The following is an 18051-nucleotide window of genomic DNA, read 5'->3' on the forward strand; positions in this document are numbered from 1 at the left end:
TTTGAAACTCTACTCCGGCGGCCATCTGACGCGGGTTTCTGCGCTTCTACAGCGCCGCGCGTCCATCGGACGCGCAAAGGACGCTGTAGCAATTTCCATTTGGCGCATGACCCTTTTCAAAGATCGAACCCGATCTTCGGCGTCATGCGCGTGCTCACGGACCTGAATGTCCGCTGCGCGCCGGTTCTCGAAACCCACGCCAGCTGACTCGTCGGAGCGATTTTCAATTCGGGTTTCGGCGGCGGCTCGGCTACACAGTCTTCATCCATTTCGCCAGCCGGTGCGCGGCCTCCCCGAGCTGGTCGAGGCGGCGGTGGAAGCATAGCCGCAGGAAGGCTTCGCCGCCGGGGCCGAAGGCGGTGCCCGGCGCCAGGCCGACATTGGCCTTGTCGACGATGTCGAAGGCCGCGGTCCGGGAATCGGTGATGCCGTCGACGGTGAAGAACAAGTAGAAAGCGCCCTGCGGCACGGTAAACCGCGCACGGCCGGTGGCGCCGAGAATGCCACAGACCAGGTCGCGCGCTTTCCTCGCCCGCTCCACCTGCTCGGCGACGAAACCATCGCCCTCATCGAGCGCGGCAACAGCACCGCGCTGCATAAACTGGGCAACGCCGGAATTCGAATACTGGATCAGGTTCTCGAACACCTGCTGGAGGCTCGGATGCGTCTTGATCCAGCCGACGCGCCAGCCGGTCATCGCCCAGTTCTTGGAAAAGGAGTTGACGAACAGGATGCGGTCTTCCTCCGTCGCGATGTCGAGGAAGGATGGCGCACGGCCATGGCCATAGTGGAACAGCGAATAGATCTCGTCGGCAATGATCCAGATGTTCCTGGCGCGCGCCAGGTCAAGGATCGCCTGCAAGGTCTCGTGATCGGCGGTCCAGCCGGTCGGGTTCGACGGCGTGTTGATGAACAGCGCCCTGGTGCGCGACGTGATCGCCGCGGCGATCTTCTCGACGTCGCAGGACCAGCCATTTCCGGAATGATCGAGCGTGACCGGTACCGGAACGGCGCCTGACAGGGCGGCGGCGGCGTCGAAATTCGGCCAGGCCGGCGACAGATAGATCACCTCGTCGCCGGCGCCGGCGAGAGCGGTAAGCGACATCTGGATGGCATGCATGCCGGATCCGGTGACGATGAACTGCTCCTCCGGGAACGTCTTGCCAAAGTGCCTGGCGTAATAGCGCGCCAGCGCCTGCCTGAGATCAGGGATGCCCCTTTGCCAGGTGTAGAACGTCTCGCCGCCGGCCAGCGCCTTCGACGCGGCATCGGTGATGAAGGCGGGAGTCGGCAGATCCCCCTCGCCGGCCCACAGCGGGATCAGGCCCTCACGCAGGCGGCCGTAGTTGACGACGGCGACAATGCCGCTTTCCGGCGCGGCGCGGGCTTCGGCGCGAAAGCTATCGATCAGGCTCATGGACAGATCCGTTTTCCCTTGGAGTTGCCGCTCTTTACCAGATACGAAAACAGAAAACCCCAGCCGCGAACGACCGGGGTTTTGGTCCAGCAATGGTTGGCTGAACTATCGTTTCGCAAGCAGATCGCGGATTTCGGTGAGCAGCGCGACATCGGCGGGCGGCGGTGCGGCCGGGGCAGCCGGCTTTTCGCGCTCGAGCCGCCGGCGTAGATTGTTCACCGCCTTGACCATCAGAAAGATGATGAAGGCAAGGATAATGAAGTTCAGTACGACAGTGATGAAGCTGCCATACGCAAAAACGGCGCCCTGCTTTTTGGCGTCAGCAAGCGATGTCGCGTTGACGGCAGAGGACAGCCCAAAGAAGTAGTTGTTGAAGTCCAAGCCGCCCAAAATCGCGCCGATGATCGGCATGATGATGTCGTTGACAAGGGAATCGACGATCTTGCCGAAAGCCGCGCCGATGATGACGCCGACGGCCAAGTCCATCACATTGCCCTTGGAAATGAATTCCTGGAATTCTTTCAGCATTCGACCCTCCTTGTCATGACCGGCCGCGCTGCCGTTCCGTCCTTGCGGCATCGACCCGGCGACAACATAACAAAAACCTGAAGTTGCAACATGGGCAAAAAGGAGAAAGCAACCGCTTTCTCCTTCCGTCACGGCAATACGAACTTCCTCCTGAATCTTGCGCCCGCTCATGCTGCCAAAGCCGCAATGGACATAGGGCTCAAGCTGTGATTGCGTTCGCATAAGCCGGACAAAAAACGGCAAAGGAGGAAATTCCGGGCGTGCAAGGCTTGTTCATCGTCATCATCGCGATCGCCTATGTGACGCTGCTGTTCGCCATCGCCAGCCTGGGCGACCGCCGCTCGGCCATCTCAGGGCCCGGCCGGGCACGGCCGTTCATCTATGCGCTCAGCCTGGCGATCTACTGCACCTCGTGGACCTTCTTCGGCTCGGTCGGGCTCTCCTCAGAGCGCGGCCTGGAGTTCCTCGGCATCTATACCGGCCCGGTTTTGGTGTTCGTGTTCGGTTTTCCGCTGCTCAACCGCATCGTGCGGCTGGCCAAGACCGAGAAGATCACCTCGATCGCCGACTTCCTCGGCGCGCGCTACGGCAAAAGCTTTACCGTCGCGGCGATCGCCACGCTGATCGCCACCATCGGGGCGGTGCCCTATATCGCGCTGCAGCTGAAGGCGATTTCCGGTTCGGTCAGCCTGATGGTCGAGCACTATACGGGATCGCCACCCTCCTTCGATCCGTTCGTCAGCGACATTTCGCTGGTCGTCGCCATGCTGCTGGCCCTATTTGCGGTGCTGTTCGGCACCCGCCATGCCGACGCCACCGAGCACCAGGATGGGCTGGTGCTGGCGGTGGCGGTCGAAACCGTGGTCAAGCTCGCCGCCTTCCTGGCGATCGGCCTGATGGTCACCTTCCTGATCTTCGGCGGCCCGGGCGACATGTTCGCCAAGCTGGCGCAGAATGCACAGGTGCGCGAGGCGATGGGCTACAACACCTCGCTCGCCACCTGGCTGGTGCTGACGGGGTTGAGCGGCTTTGCCATCATCATGCTGCCGCGGCAGTTCTACGTCACCATCGTCGAGAATCGCGGCGAGGCTGAGCTGCGCACCGCGACCTGGGTGTTTCCGCTCTACCTTGTGGCGATCAACCTGTTCGTGCTGCCGATCGCCTTCGCCGGCCTGTCGCTGGTCGGCACCGGCACCAGCAGCGACCTCTACGTGCTGTCGCTGCCCCTGTTCAGCGGCCACGACGTACTCGCCATGGCCGCCTTCATCGGCGGGCTGTCGGCGGCAACGGCCATGGTCATCGTCGAAAGCGTGGCGCTGTCGATCATGATCTCCAACGACCTCGTCATTCCGCTGTTCGTGCGCCGCCTGCTCAAGACCTCGACCTCCGAGAACGAGGACTGGTCGACGCTCATCCTCAATGTGCGGCGCGGTGCGATCTTCATCATGTTGTTCATCGCCTTTCTCTACTATCGCGAGAGCACCAACTCAGCGCGGCTGTCGTCGATCGGCCTGATGTCCTTCGCGGCCATCGCGCAGTTCGCGCCGGCGTTGATCGGCGGGCTGATCTGGCGCGGCGCCAATGGCAGGGGTGCCGCACTCGGCATGGTCGCCGGCATCCTCGTCTGGGGTTACACGCTGCTCCTGCCCTCGCTTGTCGCGCCCGACACCGACATCGTCGTGCACGGCCTGTTCGGCTTCGAGGCGCTGCGGCCGCAAGCGCTGTTCGGCACGGTGGCCGAACCGCTGAACCACGGCGTGTTGTGGAGCCTGTCGATCAACACGCTGTTCTTCGTCCTTGGCTCGCTGTCGCGCGCGTCGGTGCCGCTGGAGCGCATCCAGGCGTCGATCTTCGTGCCGCGCGACGCCGGCCCGATGCCGAGCCTGCGCCGCTTCCGTACCGCCATCACCGTCAACGACCTCAAGGACACGATCTCGCGCTATCTCGGCGTCGAGCGCACCGAGCGCTCCTTCCAGTCGTTCGAGAAGACCAACGGCGCCTCGCTGCACGGCAAGGAGCAGGCGAGCATGGACGTCATCCGCTTCTCCGAGCAGCTTCTGGCCAGCGCCGTCGGCTCCTCCTCGGCGCGGCTGATCCTGTCGCTGCTGTTCCGGCGCCACGACCGCGAATCCCGCGATGCCTTCCGTCTGCTCGACGACGCCACCGAGGCGCTGCAGCACAACCGCGACCTGCTGCAGATCGCGCTCGACCAGATGGAGCAAGGCATCACCGTCTTCGACCGCGATTTCCGGCTGATCTGCTGGAACCGACAGTACCGGACGCTGTTCGACCTGCCCGACGAGATGGGCCAGGTCGGCGTCTCGCTCGACCAGATCCTGCGCCATCTCGCCGAGCGCGGCGACATTCCCGCCGACCAGCGGGTGACGATGCTCAACCGGCTGACCAGTTTCGTCAGCCCCTGGCAGATGGAGCTGAAGACCAGCGGCCGCATCCTGGAATTGCGCTCCAACGAGATGCCGGATGGCGGCATCGTCGCCACCTATGCCGACATTTCCGGACGCGTCGAGCAGGATCTGGCGCTGAAGCGCGCCAATGAATCGCTGGAGCAGCGCGTGAAAACCCGCACCATCGAGCTGACCCGGGTCAACGAAGAACTGGCGCAGGCGCAAATGCTTGCCGAGGAGGCCAATCTCGGCAAGACGCGCTTCCTTGCAGCCGCCGGCCACGACATCCTGCAGCCGCTGAACGCCGCCCGGCTCTATTGCTCGTCGCTGATCGAGAAGGCCGGCAAGGGTCCGGCCGGCAAAGCGGCGGTCAACATCGAATCCTCGCTGGAATCGGTCGAGACCATTTTGGGCGCCGTGCTCGACATCTCGCGCCTCGATGCCGGCGCGATGAAGCCGGACGACACCGCCTTCAGCCTCGACGGATTGCTGCGCCAGATCGGCAATGATTTCCGGCCCATGGCCGCGGAGAAAAGGCTCGGCCTGACGATCATGCCATCGTCGCTGACGGTGGTGACCGACCGCAATCTGCTGCGCCGCCTGATCCAGAACCTCGTCTCCAACGCGATCAAATATACCCGCCGGGGCCGCATCCTGGTCGGCGTGCGGCGTCGCGGTGAACTGGCGGAAATCCAGGTGATCGATACCGGCATCGGCATTGCCGGCGAGAAGCTGAACACGGTCTTCCACGAGTTCACGCGGCTGGATGAAGGCGCGCGCGAAGCAGAGGGCCTTGGCCTCGGCCTCTCCATCGTCGACCGCATCGCCCGGGTGCTCAGGCTCGAAATTCGCATTTTCTCAAATCCGGGCAAGGGCACGCGCTTTTCCGTCATCCTGCCCGTCGCGGCGGTGCAGGAGCCGCGACGCGAGGTCGAAACCAAGGCTCCCGCCCGTACCACGGCTTCGCTGGCCGGGCTGCATGTGCTCTGCATCGACAATGACGCTCGCATCCTCGAAGGCATGCGGCTCCTGCTCGAAGGCTGGGGATGCAACGTCGACACGGTATCCGGCTCGCGGGACCTGGAGAAGGCCGCACCCCACCGCCCGGACATCGTGCTTGCCGACTACCATCTCGACGGCGAAACCGGTCTCGACATCATCGCACGGCTGCGTGCCATCCATGGCGACGACCTGCCGGCGGTGCTGGTCACCGCCGACCGCTCCAACGAAGTGCGGGCGGCGGCAGGAGGGCTCGAGATTGCGGTGATCAACAAGCCGCTGAAACCCGCGGTGCTGCGCTCGATGATGGCCAGGGTCAGGCTGCTGGCATCTGCCGCCGAGTGACGTCAACGGGCCGGCCGGACGAAGCCGGCGACGTCAGCCCTGTGGCCCAGGCTTCCCAAGTAGGCGCAGAACATGTCGGCCATCGCATCGGCATAGGTCTCGATCTCGGCTGGTGTTCGCGGGCTTTCCGAAAAATCCTTCCCCACCGCGCTGAGTGTCGTTTTGATCAGATCGCCGGCCAGGGCGCGGACGGCCTCCGGGGCCTCGGGCAATGCCTCCCGCAGAAAGGTCTGGACGGTTCGTTCCCCCGAGGCTCTGGCTTCGTGCGCCTCCGGTGCGTCACGATAGAGAGGTGCGGCGTCATTGAGCGCCACGCGCACCGCGGCCTCGTCGCACTCCGAGCGGATGAAGGCATGGACAAGGGCACGCAGCCGTTCAAGCGGAGGTCGCTGGTCGTCTTCGAGTATGGTGCGCAGCAGGCCACCTGTCTGGCGCCATTCATCGCTCTGCAGCCTGAACAGAAGTGCGGCCTTGTTGGGGAAATATTGATAGAGCGACCCAACGCTGACGCCGGCCTTTTCCGCCACCCGGGTGGTGGTGAAACGCTGTGCGCCTTCGCTCGCCAAAACCTGAACAGCCGCCTGCAAAATCGCCTCGACAAGGTCTGCGGCGCGAGCCTGCTTTGGCTGTTTCCGTGAGGAAATCGAGTGGCTTAGGCGTCCCGTCATGTGTTGGCTCGGCAATGCGAATTGGAAACCTGAAGGATTATTCGTATTTTCAGCATGACACAAGCATGCAGCCATTTTCGACCGGAGAGTTTTCATGACAACGCTGACCGACGCCCCGCTGGCACCCCTGCTCGCTCGCCTCTTCGAAGAAGCCAATGCCGCGACCAGTTCCGCAGCGGCCGCACTCTCGCACGAGGAGCGGGCGCGCCTGCTCAACAGCAAGACCGAATATGTCGATTTCTACGGGCGGCTGAAGGACCTCTGGCTGGCGATCTCGCCGGAGACCGGCACGCTGCTCTACATGCTGGCGCGCAGCAGCGGCGCGCGCATCATCATCGAGTTCGGCACCTCGTTCGGCATCTCGACGCTCTATCTTGCGGCAGCGCTCAGGGACAATGGCGGCGGCCGCCTGATCACCACCGAATTCGAACCGTCCAAGGTGATGCGGGCCAAGGCCAATCTGACCGAGGGCGGCCTCATGGACCTGGTGGAGATCCGCGAGGGAGACGCGCTTGAAACGCTGAGCGGCGACCTCCCCGAGACGATCGACCTTTTGCTGCTCGACGGCGCCAAGGCGATCTACCCGGAGATCCTCAGCCTGGTCGAGAGCCGCTTGCGGCCAGGCGCCCTGGTCATCGCCGACAATGCCGATCTCTCGCCCGAATACCTGGAGCGGGTGCGCTCGCCGGCATCGGGCTACATGTCCACGCCGTTTGGCGAGGACGTCGAACTGTCCGTGCGGCTCAGTTGAACGCTTCCATCGCCGCATGGGTTTCAACCATGCGGCTCAAATCTTCCTGTCGCTCCAGGCGACCGTAGGCGTTTACGTCAACCAACGCGCAACCCCCCTGGCCTTCGACAATGACAGTCGAGGCCACCATGCGCAGGTGACGTCATGATCGACACGCTTCTTTCCTTCTTTCGCGCTGCCCCGCGCCCAGCCCTGTTGGGGCTTCTGCTTTTCTTCTGTGCCGGTTTCGCCGATGGCGCGCTGATGCCTTTCTTTCCGCTCTGGGCAAGCAGCGAGGCTGGCATTCCCGTCGGCGCGATCGGCCTGCTGTTCGGCTGCTATGCCGGCGGCGAACTGCTGGCGGCACCGCTGATCGGCGGTATTGCCGACCGGATCGGCCGGCGACCGGTGCTGATTGCCTCGTCGCTCGGCGTCGGCGCAGGCTTCCTGGCGCTGTTCTTCGTGCATGGCGTCGCCGTTACCGCGATCGTGCTGCTTCTGACCGGCATGTGCGAATCCGTGCTTCATCCAACGATCCTGACCGCGATCGCCGATGTGACCGCGCCATCCGCACATCCACGCTGGTTCGGCCTGGCGCGCGTGAGTTCAAGCGCCGGGCAGATCTTGGGACCGGCCTGCGGCGCCCTGCTTGCGCTCGTGTCGCTGCGCAGCGTTTTCCTCGCTGGCGGCACGATGCTTGCGCTGGGCGGCATCGTGATGCTCTTCGCCCTCAACGAGACGATCGGCATCGGCCGCGCTGCCGGCGACGATCGCCACGACGAAGAAGGCGATGAAGACGAGGAGGAAGGTCTGTCCGCGCTGCTTCCGGCGTTCCGCGACGGCCGGCTGGCCAAGCTGCTGCTTTGGGTCGTGCTGTTCGAGGTCGCCGGCAACTGGATCGAGGCGGTGATCCCGCTTTACGCGCAGGATGCCGGGACTTTGACGCCATCCGGCGTCGGCGCGCTGTTCGCCTATGCCGCCGCCCTGACGGTCGGCCTGCAGATGCTGGTCAGCCGCATGGTCGAGGCACGGTCAGCGCTGTGGCTGACCGTCGGCGCCGGCCTTGCGACGATACTTGCCTTCGCGCTGCTGGCCGCCTCGCCGGCGATGCTGGCGTTGATCGGAGCCGTCAGCCTGTGCTCCATCGCGCAGATGCTGGTCGGGCCACTGGTGCCGACCGCCGTCAATGCGCTGGCACCGCCCGCACGGCGCGCCTCCTACATGGCGGCTTCGTCCGTGGCGGTCGACCTCAAGGACTCGCTTGGGCCTTCGATCGGGACGGCGCTTTACGCGCTGGCACCGCGCCTGCCCTGGATCGCCGGCATCCCGCTGGTGGCGATCGCATCGCTTGGCCTTGGCGCGGCCATCGGCCGGGCGCGCAATCCTTCGCGGCCGACCGAGGATGATGCCACGCCGCAACAGGGCTCAGCCGTCGAAAACTATCGCTGAGATATTCGGCGTCATTACACAGACGCGGGTCGACTGCCTCAGACGGGGCTGTCGACCATCTGCGAATTGCGGAACCGGGGCTTCGCGCCGTTGGCCGCGGGCGACGGACGATGCTCGCGAAACGCCATGGCAAGGGTGCGCAATGCATCGCGCGATTGAGCGTCCGAGAGCGTGGACAAGAGCATGATCTCCGACGCCGGCAGCGGCGGCAGGCCGAATTTACGGCTGACCTCGATGGTGCCGGGCGGAACCAGGCGAGACGAGAAGGCCCCGGCGGCGAGGCCGGCGGAAACGGCCTCGGCAACGGCGAAGGAGCCGCAGCCGAGGAAAACCTGCGTCCACGGTATTCCTACCGCATCGAGCGTGCCGGTGATGACGTCGCGGATGCTGCAGGAAGGCGCGGAGGCGGCCAGCCGCAGCGGCTCGCCGGCGCGGTAGACGAAATCCGGCGTGGCGTACCAGCCGAAATGTTCGGGTGCCAGGACCTCGCCGTCGCGGCGGTCGTCCTCGCGACGGACGATCGCGGCATCGATGTCGCCACGATCGAACGCCGCGATCAACTCGCGCGTATCATCGAGCCGCACCTCGATGGTCAAGGCCGGATCATGCGCATTGAGGCGCGCCAGCAAGGTCGGCACTTCGGCCCCGCCGACATGGGTGGCAATGCCCAGCCGAAAGTGGCGGCGAACAGCGGCGAGGCTGGCGACGGCCCGGTCGTGCGCGGCGAGGAAGTCGCGCGCCGGTTCGAGGAACACGGCACCACGCGCTGAAAGGCGCACCAGCCGCGGCGTCCGCTCGATCAGCTTCTGCCCCACCCGATCCTCCAGCCGCTTCAGCTTGACACTGATTGCGCCTTGCGTGCTGCCCAATGCCTCGGCCGCGCGGGTGAAACTGCGTAACTCGGCGACGGCGACAAAGGCCTTCACCGCATCTACGTCCAACGTCATGTCAGCTATCTCACTTTGTTGTCTCTGAAATAGCCAATCATGCAATTCCAAAATGATCAAGCCTCGCCTACCGTGGCGCTTCGGCACCAGCGAGCAGCCCTTGCAGGCCTGCCGGTAGCGTCCACAGAGCGAAAGGTTTGATCATGCCCACTGCCCTCACCCGTCGAGGCATCGTCGTTCTGTTGGCCGCCTGCCTGGCATGCCTGATGTTCGGGCTGGAGATTTCAAGCGTGCCCACCATCCTGCCGACACTGGAGCAAGAGCTGCACGCCGATTTCAGGCAACTGCAATGGGTGATGAACGCCTACACGATCGCGGTCACCACCGTGCTGATGGCGGTCGGCACCATCGCGGACCGCTACGGACGCAAGCGCGTCTTCCTGGTCTCCATCGCTGCCTTCGGCCTGATGTCGCTGATCTGCGGCCTGGCGGACGATGTGTCGACCCTGATCATCGCCCGGTTCCTGCAGGGCTTGAGCGGCGGCGCGATGCTGATCTGCCAGCTCGCCGTGCTGTCGCACGCATTCAGGGAAGGGCGTGAGCGCGCCGTCGCCTGGGGCTGGTGGGGCGTCATCTTCGGTGTCGGCCTCGGCTTCGGGCCTATCATCGGCGGTGGCATCGTCGCGGCCTCGAGCTGGGAATGGGTGTTCCTCATCCATGTGCCGGCAGCGGCCGTGGCCTTCGTGCTGGCTTTGACCGGTGTCCATGAATCGAAGGACCCGCAGGCGGGCAAGCTCGACCTGGCGGGCATCGTGACACTGGCGCCGTCGGTCTTCTGCCTGGTCTTCTACATCACGCAGGGGCCGGACCTTGGTTTCGCCAGTCCGGCCGCGCTGACGATCCTCGGCATCTCGGCCGCGAGCTTCATCGCCTTCCTCATCGCCGAGCGGGTCAGCAAACGGCCGATGTTCGATTTCTCGGTCTTCCGCATCCGGCCGTTCTCCGGCGCGATCGTCGGCTCGGCCGCCATGAACCTCTCCTACTGGCCGTTCATGATCTACCTGCCGATCTGGTTCCATGCCGGACTGGGCTATGACAGCGTCTCCACCGGTCTTGCCTTGCTTGCCTACACGCTGCCGACGCTCGTCATGCCGCCCCTGGCGGAGCGGCTTTCGCTGCGCTACCAGCCCGGCATCATCATTCCGGCCGGGCTCGCCATCATCGGCGTCGGCTTCATCGTGATGAAGCTCGGCAGCGCCGCCGGGCGGCCGGATTGGCTGACGATGCTGCCCGGCTGCCTGATCGCCGGAGCCGGTCTTGGCATCACCAACACGCCCGTCACCAACACGACGACCGGCTCCGTTTCGAGCGACAGGGCGGGCATGGCCTCGGGCATCGACATGAGCGCCCGCATGGTTTCGCTGGCGGTGAACATAGCGGTGATGGGCTTCATCCTGGCGAGCGGCGTGCTGGCGTATCTGGGCACAGCACTGCCCGACCTCGACGCCAGCCAGCTGCGTCTCTTCGCCGACGGGATCGCGGCCGGAAATCCCAACCCCGGTCTTGCCGATGCAGTCGTCCACGATGCGCTGCGCAACGGCTTTGGCTTGGCGATGCTCTATGGCGGCATCGGCGTCTGGATCATGGCCGCCATCAGCTTTGTAAGCTTCAACGCCCGAAGGGTCCAGACAGAGGTTCAGTGTCCCGATTGAACGGGCGACGCCGGCACTCAGTTGTTGGTCTGCAACGGGTCGCTGCCGATCTTGGACAGGAGGATCACCGCCTGGGTGCGGCTGTCGACGCCGAGCTTCTGCAGGATGGCCGAGACATGCGCCTTGATGGTCGCCTCGGAGACGCCTAGCTCATAGGCGATCTGCTTGTTGAGCAAGCCTTCGGCCAGCATGCCGAGCACGCGGGTCTGCTGCGGCGTCAGCGCCTGCAGCCGCTTGATCAGGTCCGATATTTCGGGATCGCGCTCGACGCCGAGATCGACGCCGACAGGCGCGGCGATGTCGCCGGCCAGCACCGATTGCACGGCGTTGCGGATCTCCTCCATGCTGGCCGATTTGGAGATGAAGCCGGATGCGCCAAGATCGAGTGCGCGCCTGATGGTCGCCGGATCGTCATGCGCCGAGACCACGATAAGCGGCACCGCCGGATGGATGCCGCGCAGCGAAATCAGGCCTGAGAGGCCGCTGGCGCCCGGCATCGACAAATCGAGCAGCACCAGATCGACATCCTCATTAGCCACAACCAATGCCTTGGCGCTTTCGAAATCGCCGGCCTCGTGGATGGCCGCGACATTGCCGATGCCGGCAAGCGCTTCGCGCAGCGCACCGCGAAACAGCGGGTGATCGTCGGCGATAACGAAAGAATAGCCTGACGGCAAATGTTCCTCCCCGAATCCCGTCGATGATTTTTAAGCTTTTCGGGACCAGTCGGACGATTATGAGGGGCCGCGCGCTGTTTTCAAGCGGCAAAACCAGGGCGCCGTGTTTTCCCTTGCCTATGGCCCTCAGGTCTTCTGCGAATTGAGCTGCGCGCCGTTGCCGTTATCCTTGTCCATTTCCTTGACGATGCCCATGAAGCCCTTCAGGAAGCGCTCCATGTAGCTCATCGTCTTGTTGAAATCCTCCTCGCTCGGCAGTTTCGATTCCAGCCGGGCGGAGAGCGAATTCTCGAGCTTGGTGACGCGCTCGTCCATTGCTTTCACCGAGGTCTGCAGGCGGTCGATTTCGTCCTGGAAAGCAGCGCGTTCGTCGGCCGCCACCTTGCAGACGAGCTGGCCCGAACGTTCCTCGCAGATCGACATCGCGCCGGTCTGGGTATCCATGCGGACATAGCCGTTGGCGGACTTTTCCAACCGGTAGCGGTCGGTTTCTTCCGAATAGGCGGAGGCCGCTACCAGTGAAACGAGCGCGGCGGGGATCAAGATGTGTTGCAGACGCATGTTGTCCTCCATGGCCAAAGCCTGAAATATCGCATGTTTGCGCCGGAAATGGGGAAGACCCTTGGCGTGGCCTTCCCCGCACGACTGGTTCGGACTATAGCGCAACCATGTCTCAGTTTATCTACAAGATAACCCCGCAAGCACTTTGGCGCGAGGCCGAAGCGAATGGCCGCTTCACCGGCGCGCCGATCGACGTCGCCGACGGCTTCATCCACTTCTCCACGGCAGCGCAGGTCCGGGAAACCGCGGCAAAGCATTTTTCCGGCCAGACAGACCTTCTGCTGGCCGCCATCGACGACGCCAGCCTGGGCGACGCCCTGAAATACGAGGTTTCGCGCGGCGGAGCGCTGTTTCCGCATCTCTATGGCGTGCTGGAGTTGAACGCCGTGCTGTGGGTCAAGCCGCTGCCGCTTGGCGCCGATGGCGTGCATCAATTCCCGCCGCTGGAGGATGAATGAGCGTGCTCGACCGGTTCGGCCAAAAACTGCTGTTTGCCTTCGATCCGGAAACCGCACATGGCCTGTCGATCGCGGCGCTGCGATGCGGCCTGCCAGCCGGCGCGCGGACGGTGCGCGACACCAGGCTGAAGATCAGCCTTTGCGGCCTCGATTTCCCCAACCCGCTCGGCATGGCAGCTGGCTACGACAAAAACGCCGAGGTGCCCGATGCACTGCTTGGCCTCGGTTTCGGCTTTGCCGAGGTCGGCACGATCACGCCGCTGCCGCAGGCCGGCAACCCGAAGCCGCGCATCTTCCGGCTGACGGCGGATGAGGCGGTGATCAACCGGCTGGGCTTCAACAATGAGGGCCATGCGGCGGCCGAAAAACGCCTTGCCGGCCGCAAGGGGCGCCCTGGCATTGTCGGCGTCAATATCGGCGCCAACAAGGACAGCACCGACCGCATCGGCGACTATGAGCGCGGCGTCGCGCTTTTCGCGCGCTACGCCAGCTATTTGACCGTGAACATCTCCTCGCCCAACACACCCGGCCTGCGCAACATGCAAGCGCGCGAGCAGCTCGGCGAACTTTTGTCGCGAGTCATGGCTGCGCGTGCGTCGGCCGCGGCCCAACCGCCGGTCTTCCTCAAGATCGCGCCGGATCTGGTCGAGGCCGAGCTGGAGGACATCGCCGCCGAGGTCGTTGAAAAACGGATCGACGGCGTCATCGTCTCCAACACCACCATTTCGCGGCCGCCGCTGCGCAGCGGCAATGCGGCGCGCGAAGCCGGCGGGCTTTCGGGAAAACCGCTGTTCGAACGCTCGACCATCGTGCTGGCGAAGATGCGCAAGCTGCTTGGTCCGGACATCGTCATTGTCGGCGTGGGCGGCGTCGATTCCGCGGAGGCTGCGCTGGAGAAGATCCGTGCGGGTGCGGATCTGGTGCAGCTCTACACCGGCATGATCTATGCCGGACCCGCACTGCCGGGCCGGATCGTCGCCGGCATGGCGCGCTTTTGCGAGACGGAGCGGCTGAAATCCATCCGCGAGTTGCGCGACAGGCACCTCGATCGGTGGGCATCCAAGCCGCTCAGCTGAACGCCGTGCGCACCCGAAATTGCAGAATCGTCAGCAGGCTGAAGCCGCGCGCCAGCAGGAAGACGTGCAGCGCCGCCCACAGGCCGTGATTGCCGAAGGCAGGGGCCAGCGTCAGCAGCGCGACGGCAAAGACCAGGAACGACAGCAGCATCATGTTGCGCATGTCGCGCGACCAGGTCGCCCCGATGAAGACGCCATCCATCTGGAACGCCAGCACGCCGCTGAGCGCCGTGAACGCCGCCCAGGGCAAGTAGGTGTCGGCCACCGAGCGGACCTCCTGTGACGTCGTCACGATGGCGACCAGATTGGCGCCGGCCGACAGCAGCACCAGCGTCGCGGCGCCGGCCAGCCCGAATCCCCAGAACAGGGTCAGCCTCACCGCCTGTCGGAAGGGCTGCTCGGCCCGCGCGCCGACGGCGCGGCCCGCGAGCTGTTCGGCGGCGGTGGCAAAACCGTCGAGGAAATAGCCGGCGACGAGGAAGAAATTCATCAGCACCGCATTGGCGGCCAGCGTCACCGTGCCGAACTGCGCGCCCTGGCGGGTGAACAGCGCGAAGGCGGCAAGCAGTGAGAAGGAGCGGATCATGATGTCGCGGTTGAGCGACAGCATGCGCAGGAAGGCCGTCATGTCGAGCAGCCGATGGCGCGGCAAGGGCGGGGCCGCGCGGAAGCGGCGGACCACTATGGCGAGACCCAGCAGCATGGCCAGGAATTCGCCCGTCACGGTTGCCCATGCGACGCCGGCGACGCCCCAGCCAAGTTCCAGGCCAAACAGGAAACAGAGCCCGATGTTGATGCCGTTGAGCACCAGCTGCAGCACAAGGCCGAGCCCACCCTCGCCGCGCCCCAGCACATAGCCGAGAATGGCGTAGTTGATCAGCGAGAACGGGGCGGCGAGCAGCCTGATCCTGATGTAGACGCCCATCGCCTCGCTGACGCGCGGTTCGGCGCCCATGAACCACTGGCCGCCGACGGCGATCAGCGGCGAAAGCGCCGCCAGCACGATGCCGGCGACGACCGCGATCAGCACGGCGCGCCAGAATACGGCCTGCTCCTCGAGCGCGTCGCCACGCCCGAAAGCCTGGGCGACGAGGCCGGTGGTGCCCGAACGCAGGAAATTGAAGCTGGTGAAGACGACGTCGAAAACAAGCGCGCCCGCCGCAAGGCCGCCGAGCAAAGCCGCGTCGCCGAACTGCCCGACAACAGCCGTGTCGACCAGGCCAAGCATCGGCGTCGTCAGATAGGCGAGCGTCATCGGCACCGCTATGGCGAGCACGGAACGGTTGGTGACGACAAAAGATCTGGCGTCGACTGGAATTGCGCCCTTGTCCAAGGGATTGCTGCCTTGCGGATTTGCGGCTTGATCGAAGAGCCGATGTGCCCCATTTTCCGGCCACCGCGCAATCATTCTTCCCACGATGGCCAACCGAAATTCCGGTCTGGCGCGAAGCCGCTGGATTCCGTTCATGGCCCTGCAGATCGTCCACCATCCCGACTACGACGCCGGCTTTGCCAGCAACCATCGCTTCCCGATGAGCAAATACCCGCTCCTGATGGAGGCCTTGCGCGCACGCGGCCTGGCCGGGCCCGGGGCGCTCAACACCGCGGACCCGGCACCGGCATCATGGCTCAGCCTTGCCCACGCGGCCGACTATGTCGACCAGGTCATCAGCTGTTCGGTGCCGGAAAAAATCGAACGCGAGATCGGCTTTCCGGTCGGCCCGCGCGTTTCGCTGCGCGCACAGCTTGCCACCGGCGGCACGATGCTGGCGGCGCGGCTCGCCTTGCGCCACGGCATTGCCTGCAACACCGCCGGCGGCAGCCATCATGCTCGGCGCGCGCAAGGCGCCGGCTTCTGTACCTTCAACGATGTCGCCGTCGCCTCGCTGGTGCTGCTCGACGAGGGCGCCGCACAAAACATCCTGGTCGTCGATCTCGACGTGCATCAGGGCGACGGCACCGCCGACATTCTTGGCGACGAACCAGCTGTGTTCACCTTCTCCATGCATGGCGAGCGCAACTATCCCGTGCGCAAGATCGCCTCCGATCTCGACATCGCGCTTCCCGACGGCACAGGCGATGCCGCCTATCTGGAGAGGCTGGCCACCATCCTGCCGGAGCTGTCGGCGCGGGCGCGCTGGGACATCGTTTTCTACAATGCCGGCGTCGACGTCCATGCCGAGGATCGGCTTGGCAGGCTGGCGCTTTCCAATGACGGCCTGCGCGCCCGCGACGAGATGGTCATCGGCCATTTTCGCGCGCTCGGCATTCCCGTCTGCGGCGTCATCGGCGGCGGCTATTCCAACGATGTGCCGGCCCTTGCCGCGCGGCACGCCATCCTGTTCGAGGTCGCGTCCAGCGTGGCTTGATGCACCATGTCTTCGACCTGAAGCTCGCGAGCCGAAGACGTAGTTTACAAGCTTCTGAGGAATGTCAGGCTGGGAGCAAAAAAGTACTCGCCTCCCTGCATCTTGACGAAACCCTGAAATGACAGCGTTGCGTCTCCAGCAGCCAGGTTGTCCCACTCTTTTTGCCAATGTTGCCCAGCGACGGGGCCCTGGCCAATGATGGGGTCGAGCTTCGACGGTTGCCCGCCCGCGGGAAAGGTAGGGTTGTTGGCCCAAGTCTGCTGCGTGAATTCGAACTGCGTGGCCAGTTCGCGATTATAGGCCATGAAGAGAAGCCCCACCTCGCCGGTTGGCAGTAGCGGACCTACCTTCGTATCAAATTCCGCGAGCGACTTGCTGTCAGGAATATCCGAAGGGTGAACCTGCCGGGGAACATCCTCATATGGGATACCGCGGCGCGGCATCAGATGCTTGCGTTCGTTTTCCGGCGTTTCAAAGCCGCCGGTGCCGCGCGGATTGACCTTGCGGATATGAGCCTGGAACGGACACCGGGCACCTTGGTCATTGTTATAGTTGAAGTCGTTGGGCGGATTGACCGCCTTTGCTTCGTCCGAGAGCGTCACAGGGGTGCCGTCCTCGAACCGCCCCACCACCATTGCTCCGGCCAATTCACGATCTTCACCGGTGAAGCCCAGTGCGGTTGCCAATTCCTGCTCTTTGCGTTTGAACAGGCGGACGTTTTGATCCAGCTTGCGGAAGATGAAGTAACTTCCAAAACTTATTCCGTCGGCGGAACCTGGGTCCGGGACAAGGGCAACGTCGAGAGGGGCCTCAGGATCCCATTCGGCGATTCCTGCGTCGCGCGCTTCCTTGGCGCTGTCTTCCACAAGCATCAAAGGCTGGCTACGACCATCCACATAACCGAAATGCTCGATGCCATCATTGGCCTTGTTGAAAATGGCTTTGCCGTGCTGCTCCTTGACGATCGTGGCTCCCGCGCCCGTCAAGAGCGTCGCGATCGCATCACGTTTCAGCCGCAGGGCCGTATCATTTTCGCTGCCCACAAGAACCATTCCATCGATCTTGCCTCGGAACGGCGCCTCCCAGGAGGCAACAGGCGGATCGCCCAATACGGCCGCCTTCATGCCTGTTCTGAAACCCGGATCGGATGGTACGGCGCCGGAGGCCACTCCAAGCGCGGAATAGCCGGTGGCGGAAAGGAAAACCGAGACAAACGGCTTGCCCGACTTGCCGGTTGCGTGAAAATTATCGGCTTCGAGCAGCTGCTGGTAGGCGCTGGTGGCGTGATAGTTGGCGATCTCACGCAGTGCAGCTCGCATCTCGCGCTTCTTGGGGGCTGCTATCTTGAAAAAGATGTTCACGGTAGCGGACCGACCGTGACCTTTCAGGATATTACCCTGCAGCGCAGCAAGCATCCGCTGCTCGTCGTGGCTGGCGCTCTTCCATGAGAGCGGCTTCGTAAGATCTATTGCCATGGTTTCTTCCCTCCACCCGAATTGAAAAAACGTGGCGAAAAGCAAGACCTGTCCTATCGCCGATCGCCACTCATCAAATTCATTCTGCGCACCCTGCGAGTCCGATGGGAAACAATTGCTTCCAATTTTCTGAAAGTTCCGATTAAGGCCTATCTCTGCAGACCTTACTCCGCCTGGCCACTGATGATGCTCTCATCTGCCTGAAAACACAATAGTACACCAAATAGTTATGAAATCTATTCAGTCATATTATCAGAATTTATGGATATCCTCTTGGAATCTTCTGATTTTCCTC

Annotated in this window: 15 protein-coding genes; 7 read left to right on the forward strand and 8 right to left on the reverse strand. The window is 63.8% G+C overall.

What is annotated here, in order from left to right:
- Window positions 1–250 precede the first annotated feature (250 nt).
- Window positions 251–1417 (reverse strand): pyridoxal phosphate-dependent aminotransferase, encoded by a 1167-nt coding sequence (locus tag JG746_RS33675; protein ID WP_202356240.1) that lies wholly within the window; start codon window positions 1415–1417, stop codon window positions 251–253.
- 105 nt (window positions 1418–1522) lie between these two features.
- On the reverse strand, window positions 1523–1945 hold the full coding sequence (gene mscL, locus JG746_RS33680; RefSeq protein WP_202359554.1) for a large conductance mechanosensitive channel protein MscL: 423 nt from the start codon (window positions 1943–1945) through the stop codon (window positions 1523–1525).
- A gap of 260 nt (window positions 1946–2205) precedes the next feature.
- On the opposite strand from mscL, the gene JG746_RS33685 reads away from it, so the two are divergent.
- Complete coding sequence (locus tag JG746_RS33685) at window positions 2206–5694, forward strand: PAS domain-containing hybrid sensor histidine kinase/response regulator (RefSeq protein ID WP_202356241.1); 3489 nt, start codon at window positions 2206–2208, stop codon at window positions 5692–5694.
- Between the two features lie 2 nt (window positions 5695–5696).
- Here JG746_RS33685 and JG746_RS33690 read toward each other — a convergent pair whose 3' ends face one another.
- Complete coding sequence (locus tag JG746_RS33690; protein WP_202359555.1) at window positions 5697–6362, reverse strand: TetR family transcriptional regulator; 666 nt, start codon at window positions 6360–6362, stop codon at window positions 5697–5699.
- A gap of 94 nt (window positions 6363–6456) precedes the next feature.
- On the opposite strand from JG746_RS33690, the gene JG746_RS33695 reads away from it, so the two are divergent.
- Window positions 6457–7113 (forward strand): O-methyltransferase, encoded by a 657-nt coding sequence (locus JG746_RS33695; RefSeq protein WP_202356242.1) that lies wholly within the window; start codon window positions 6457–6459, stop codon window positions 7111–7113.
- A gap of 144 nt (window positions 7114–7257) precedes the next feature.
- On the forward strand, window positions 7258–8541 hold the full coding sequence (locus JG746_RS33700) for an MDR family MFS transporter (RefSeq protein ID WP_244730618.1): 1284 nt from the start codon (window positions 7258–7260) through the stop codon (window positions 8539–8541).
- 38 nt (window positions 8542–8579) lie between these two features.
- Here JG746_RS33700 and JG746_RS33705 read toward each other — a convergent pair whose 3' ends face one another.
- Window positions 8580–9488: a LysR family transcriptional regulator gene (locus JG746_RS33705; protein WP_202356243.1), complete on the reverse strand. Its 909-nt coding sequence runs from the start codon at window positions 9486–9488 to the stop codon at window positions 8580–8582.
- 143 nt (window positions 9489–9631) lie between these two features.
- Between JG746_RS33705 and JG746_RS33710 the strand changes: the two genes are divergently transcribed.
- A complete protein-coding gene (locus JG746_RS33710; RefSeq protein ID WP_202356244.1) occupies window positions 9632–11140 on the forward strand; it encodes an MFS transporter in 1509 nt (502 codons plus the stop codon).
- Window positions 11141–11157: 17 nt separating this feature from the next.
- Here the strand turns inward: JG746_RS33710 and JG746_RS33715 are convergent, their stop codons facing one another.
- Both JG746_RS33715 and JG746_RS33720 read right to left on the reverse strand, forming a co-directional pair.
- A complete protein-coding gene (locus tag JG746_RS33715; RefSeq protein ID WP_202356245.1) occupies window positions 11158–11817 on the reverse strand; it encodes a response regulator transcription factor in 660 nt (219 codons plus the stop codon).
- 126 nt (window positions 11818–11943) lie between these two features.
- On the reverse strand, window positions 11944–12378 hold the full coding sequence (locus tag JG746_RS33720; RefSeq protein ID WP_202356246.1) for a hypothetical protein: 435 nt from the start codon (window positions 12376–12378) through the stop codon (window positions 11944–11946).
- Between the two features lie 107 nt (window positions 12379–12485).
- Between JG746_RS33720 and JG746_RS33725 the strand changes: the two genes are divergently transcribed.
- Window positions 12486–12836: a DUF952 domain-containing protein gene (locus JG746_RS33725; RefSeq protein WP_202356247.1), complete on the forward strand. Its 351-nt coding sequence runs from the start codon at window positions 12486–12488 to the stop codon at window positions 12834–12836.
- Window positions 12833–13912 (forward strand): quinone-dependent dihydroorotate dehydrogenase, encoded by a 1080-nt coding sequence (locus JG746_RS33730; RefSeq protein ID WP_202356248.1) that lies wholly within the window; start codon window positions 12833–12835, stop codon window positions 13910–13912. The genes JG746_RS33725 and JG746_RS33730 overlap by 4 nt, the downstream gene beginning before the upstream one ends.
- Here the strand turns inward: JG746_RS33730 and JG746_RS33735 are convergent.
- On the reverse strand, window positions 13905–15245 hold the full coding sequence (locus JG746_RS33735) for an MATE family efflux transporter (protein ID WP_202356249.1): 1341 nt from the start codon (window positions 15243–15245) through the stop codon (window positions 13905–13907). The two genes, JG746_RS33730 and JG746_RS33735, sit on opposite strands and share 8 nt — an antisense overlap.
- A 133-nt stretch (window positions 15246–15378) precedes the next feature.
- Between JG746_RS33735 and JG746_RS33740 the strand changes: the two genes are divergently transcribed.
- Window positions 15379–16281, forward strand: coding sequence for a histone deacetylase family protein (locus JG746_RS33740; protein WP_202356250.1), 903 nt, complete (start codon window positions 15379–15381; stop codon window positions 16279–16281).
- A gap of 44 nt (window positions 16282–16325) precedes the next feature.
- On the opposite strand, the gene JG746_RS33745 is transcribed toward JG746_RS33740, so the two are convergent.
- Window positions 16326–17756 carry a Dyp-type peroxidase gene (locus JG746_RS33745; protein ID WP_202356251.1) on the reverse strand — a complete coding sequence of 477 codons (1431 nt, stop codon included), beginning with the start codon at window positions 17754–17756 and terminating at the stop codon, window positions 16326–16328.
- Window positions 17757–18051: the final 295 nt, after the last annotated feature.

Source organism: Mesorhizobium sp. 113-3-3, assembly GCF_016756495.1.
GTDB lineage: Bacteria > Pseudomonadota > Alphaproteobacteria > Rhizobiales > Rhizobiaceae > Mesorhizobium.

Bases quoted from the DNA above. Each gene is read 5' to 3' on its own strand.
- JG746_RS33675 (WP_202356240.1), bottom strand. From the start codon at position 1,417: ATGAGCCTGATCGATAGCTTTCGCGCCGAAGCCCGCGCCGCGCCGGAA.
- mscL (WP_202359554.1), bottom strand. From the start codon at position 1,945: ATGCTGAAAGAATTCCAGGAATTCATTTCCAAGGGCAATGTGATGGAC.
- JG746_RS33690 (WP_202359555.1), bottom strand. From the start codon at position 6,362: ATGACGGGACGCCTAAGCCACTCGATTTCCTCACGGAAACAGCCAAAG.
- JG746_RS33695 (WP_202356242.1), top strand. From the start codon at position 6,457: ATGACAACGCTGACCGACGCCCCGCTGGCACCCCTGCTCGCTCGCCTC.
- JG746_RS33700 (WP_244730618.1), top strand. From the start codon at position 7,258: ATGATCGACACGCTTCTTTCCTTCTTTCGCGCTGCCCCGCGCCCAGCC.
- JG746_RS33705 (WP_202356243.1), bottom strand. From the start codon at position 9,488: ATGACGTTGGACGTAGATGCGGTGAAGGCCTTTGTCGCCGTCGCCGAG.
- JG746_RS33710 (WP_202356244.1), top strand. From the start codon at position 9,632: ATGCCCACTGCCCTCACCCGTCGAGGCATCGTCGTTCTGTTGGCCGCC.
- JG746_RS33720 (WP_202356246.1), bottom strand. From the start codon at position 12,378: ATGCGTCTGCAACACATCTTGATCCCCGCCGCGCTCGTTTCACTGGTA.
- JG746_RS33725 (WP_202356247.1), top strand. From the start codon at position 12,486: ATGTCTCAGTTTATCTACAAGATAACCCCGCAAGCACTTTGGCGCGAG.
- JG746_RS33730 (WP_202356248.1), top strand. From the start codon at position 12,833: ATGAGCGTGCTCGACCGGTTCGGCCAAAAACTGCTGTTTGCCTTCGAT.
- JG746_RS33740 (WP_202356250.1), top strand. From the start codon at position 15,379: ATGGCCCTGCAGATCGTCCACCATCCCGACTACGACGCCGGCTTTGCC.
- JG746_RS33745 (WP_202356251.1), bottom strand. From the start codon at position 17,756: ATGGCAATAGATCTTACGAAGCCGCTCTCATGGAAGAGCGCCAGCCAC.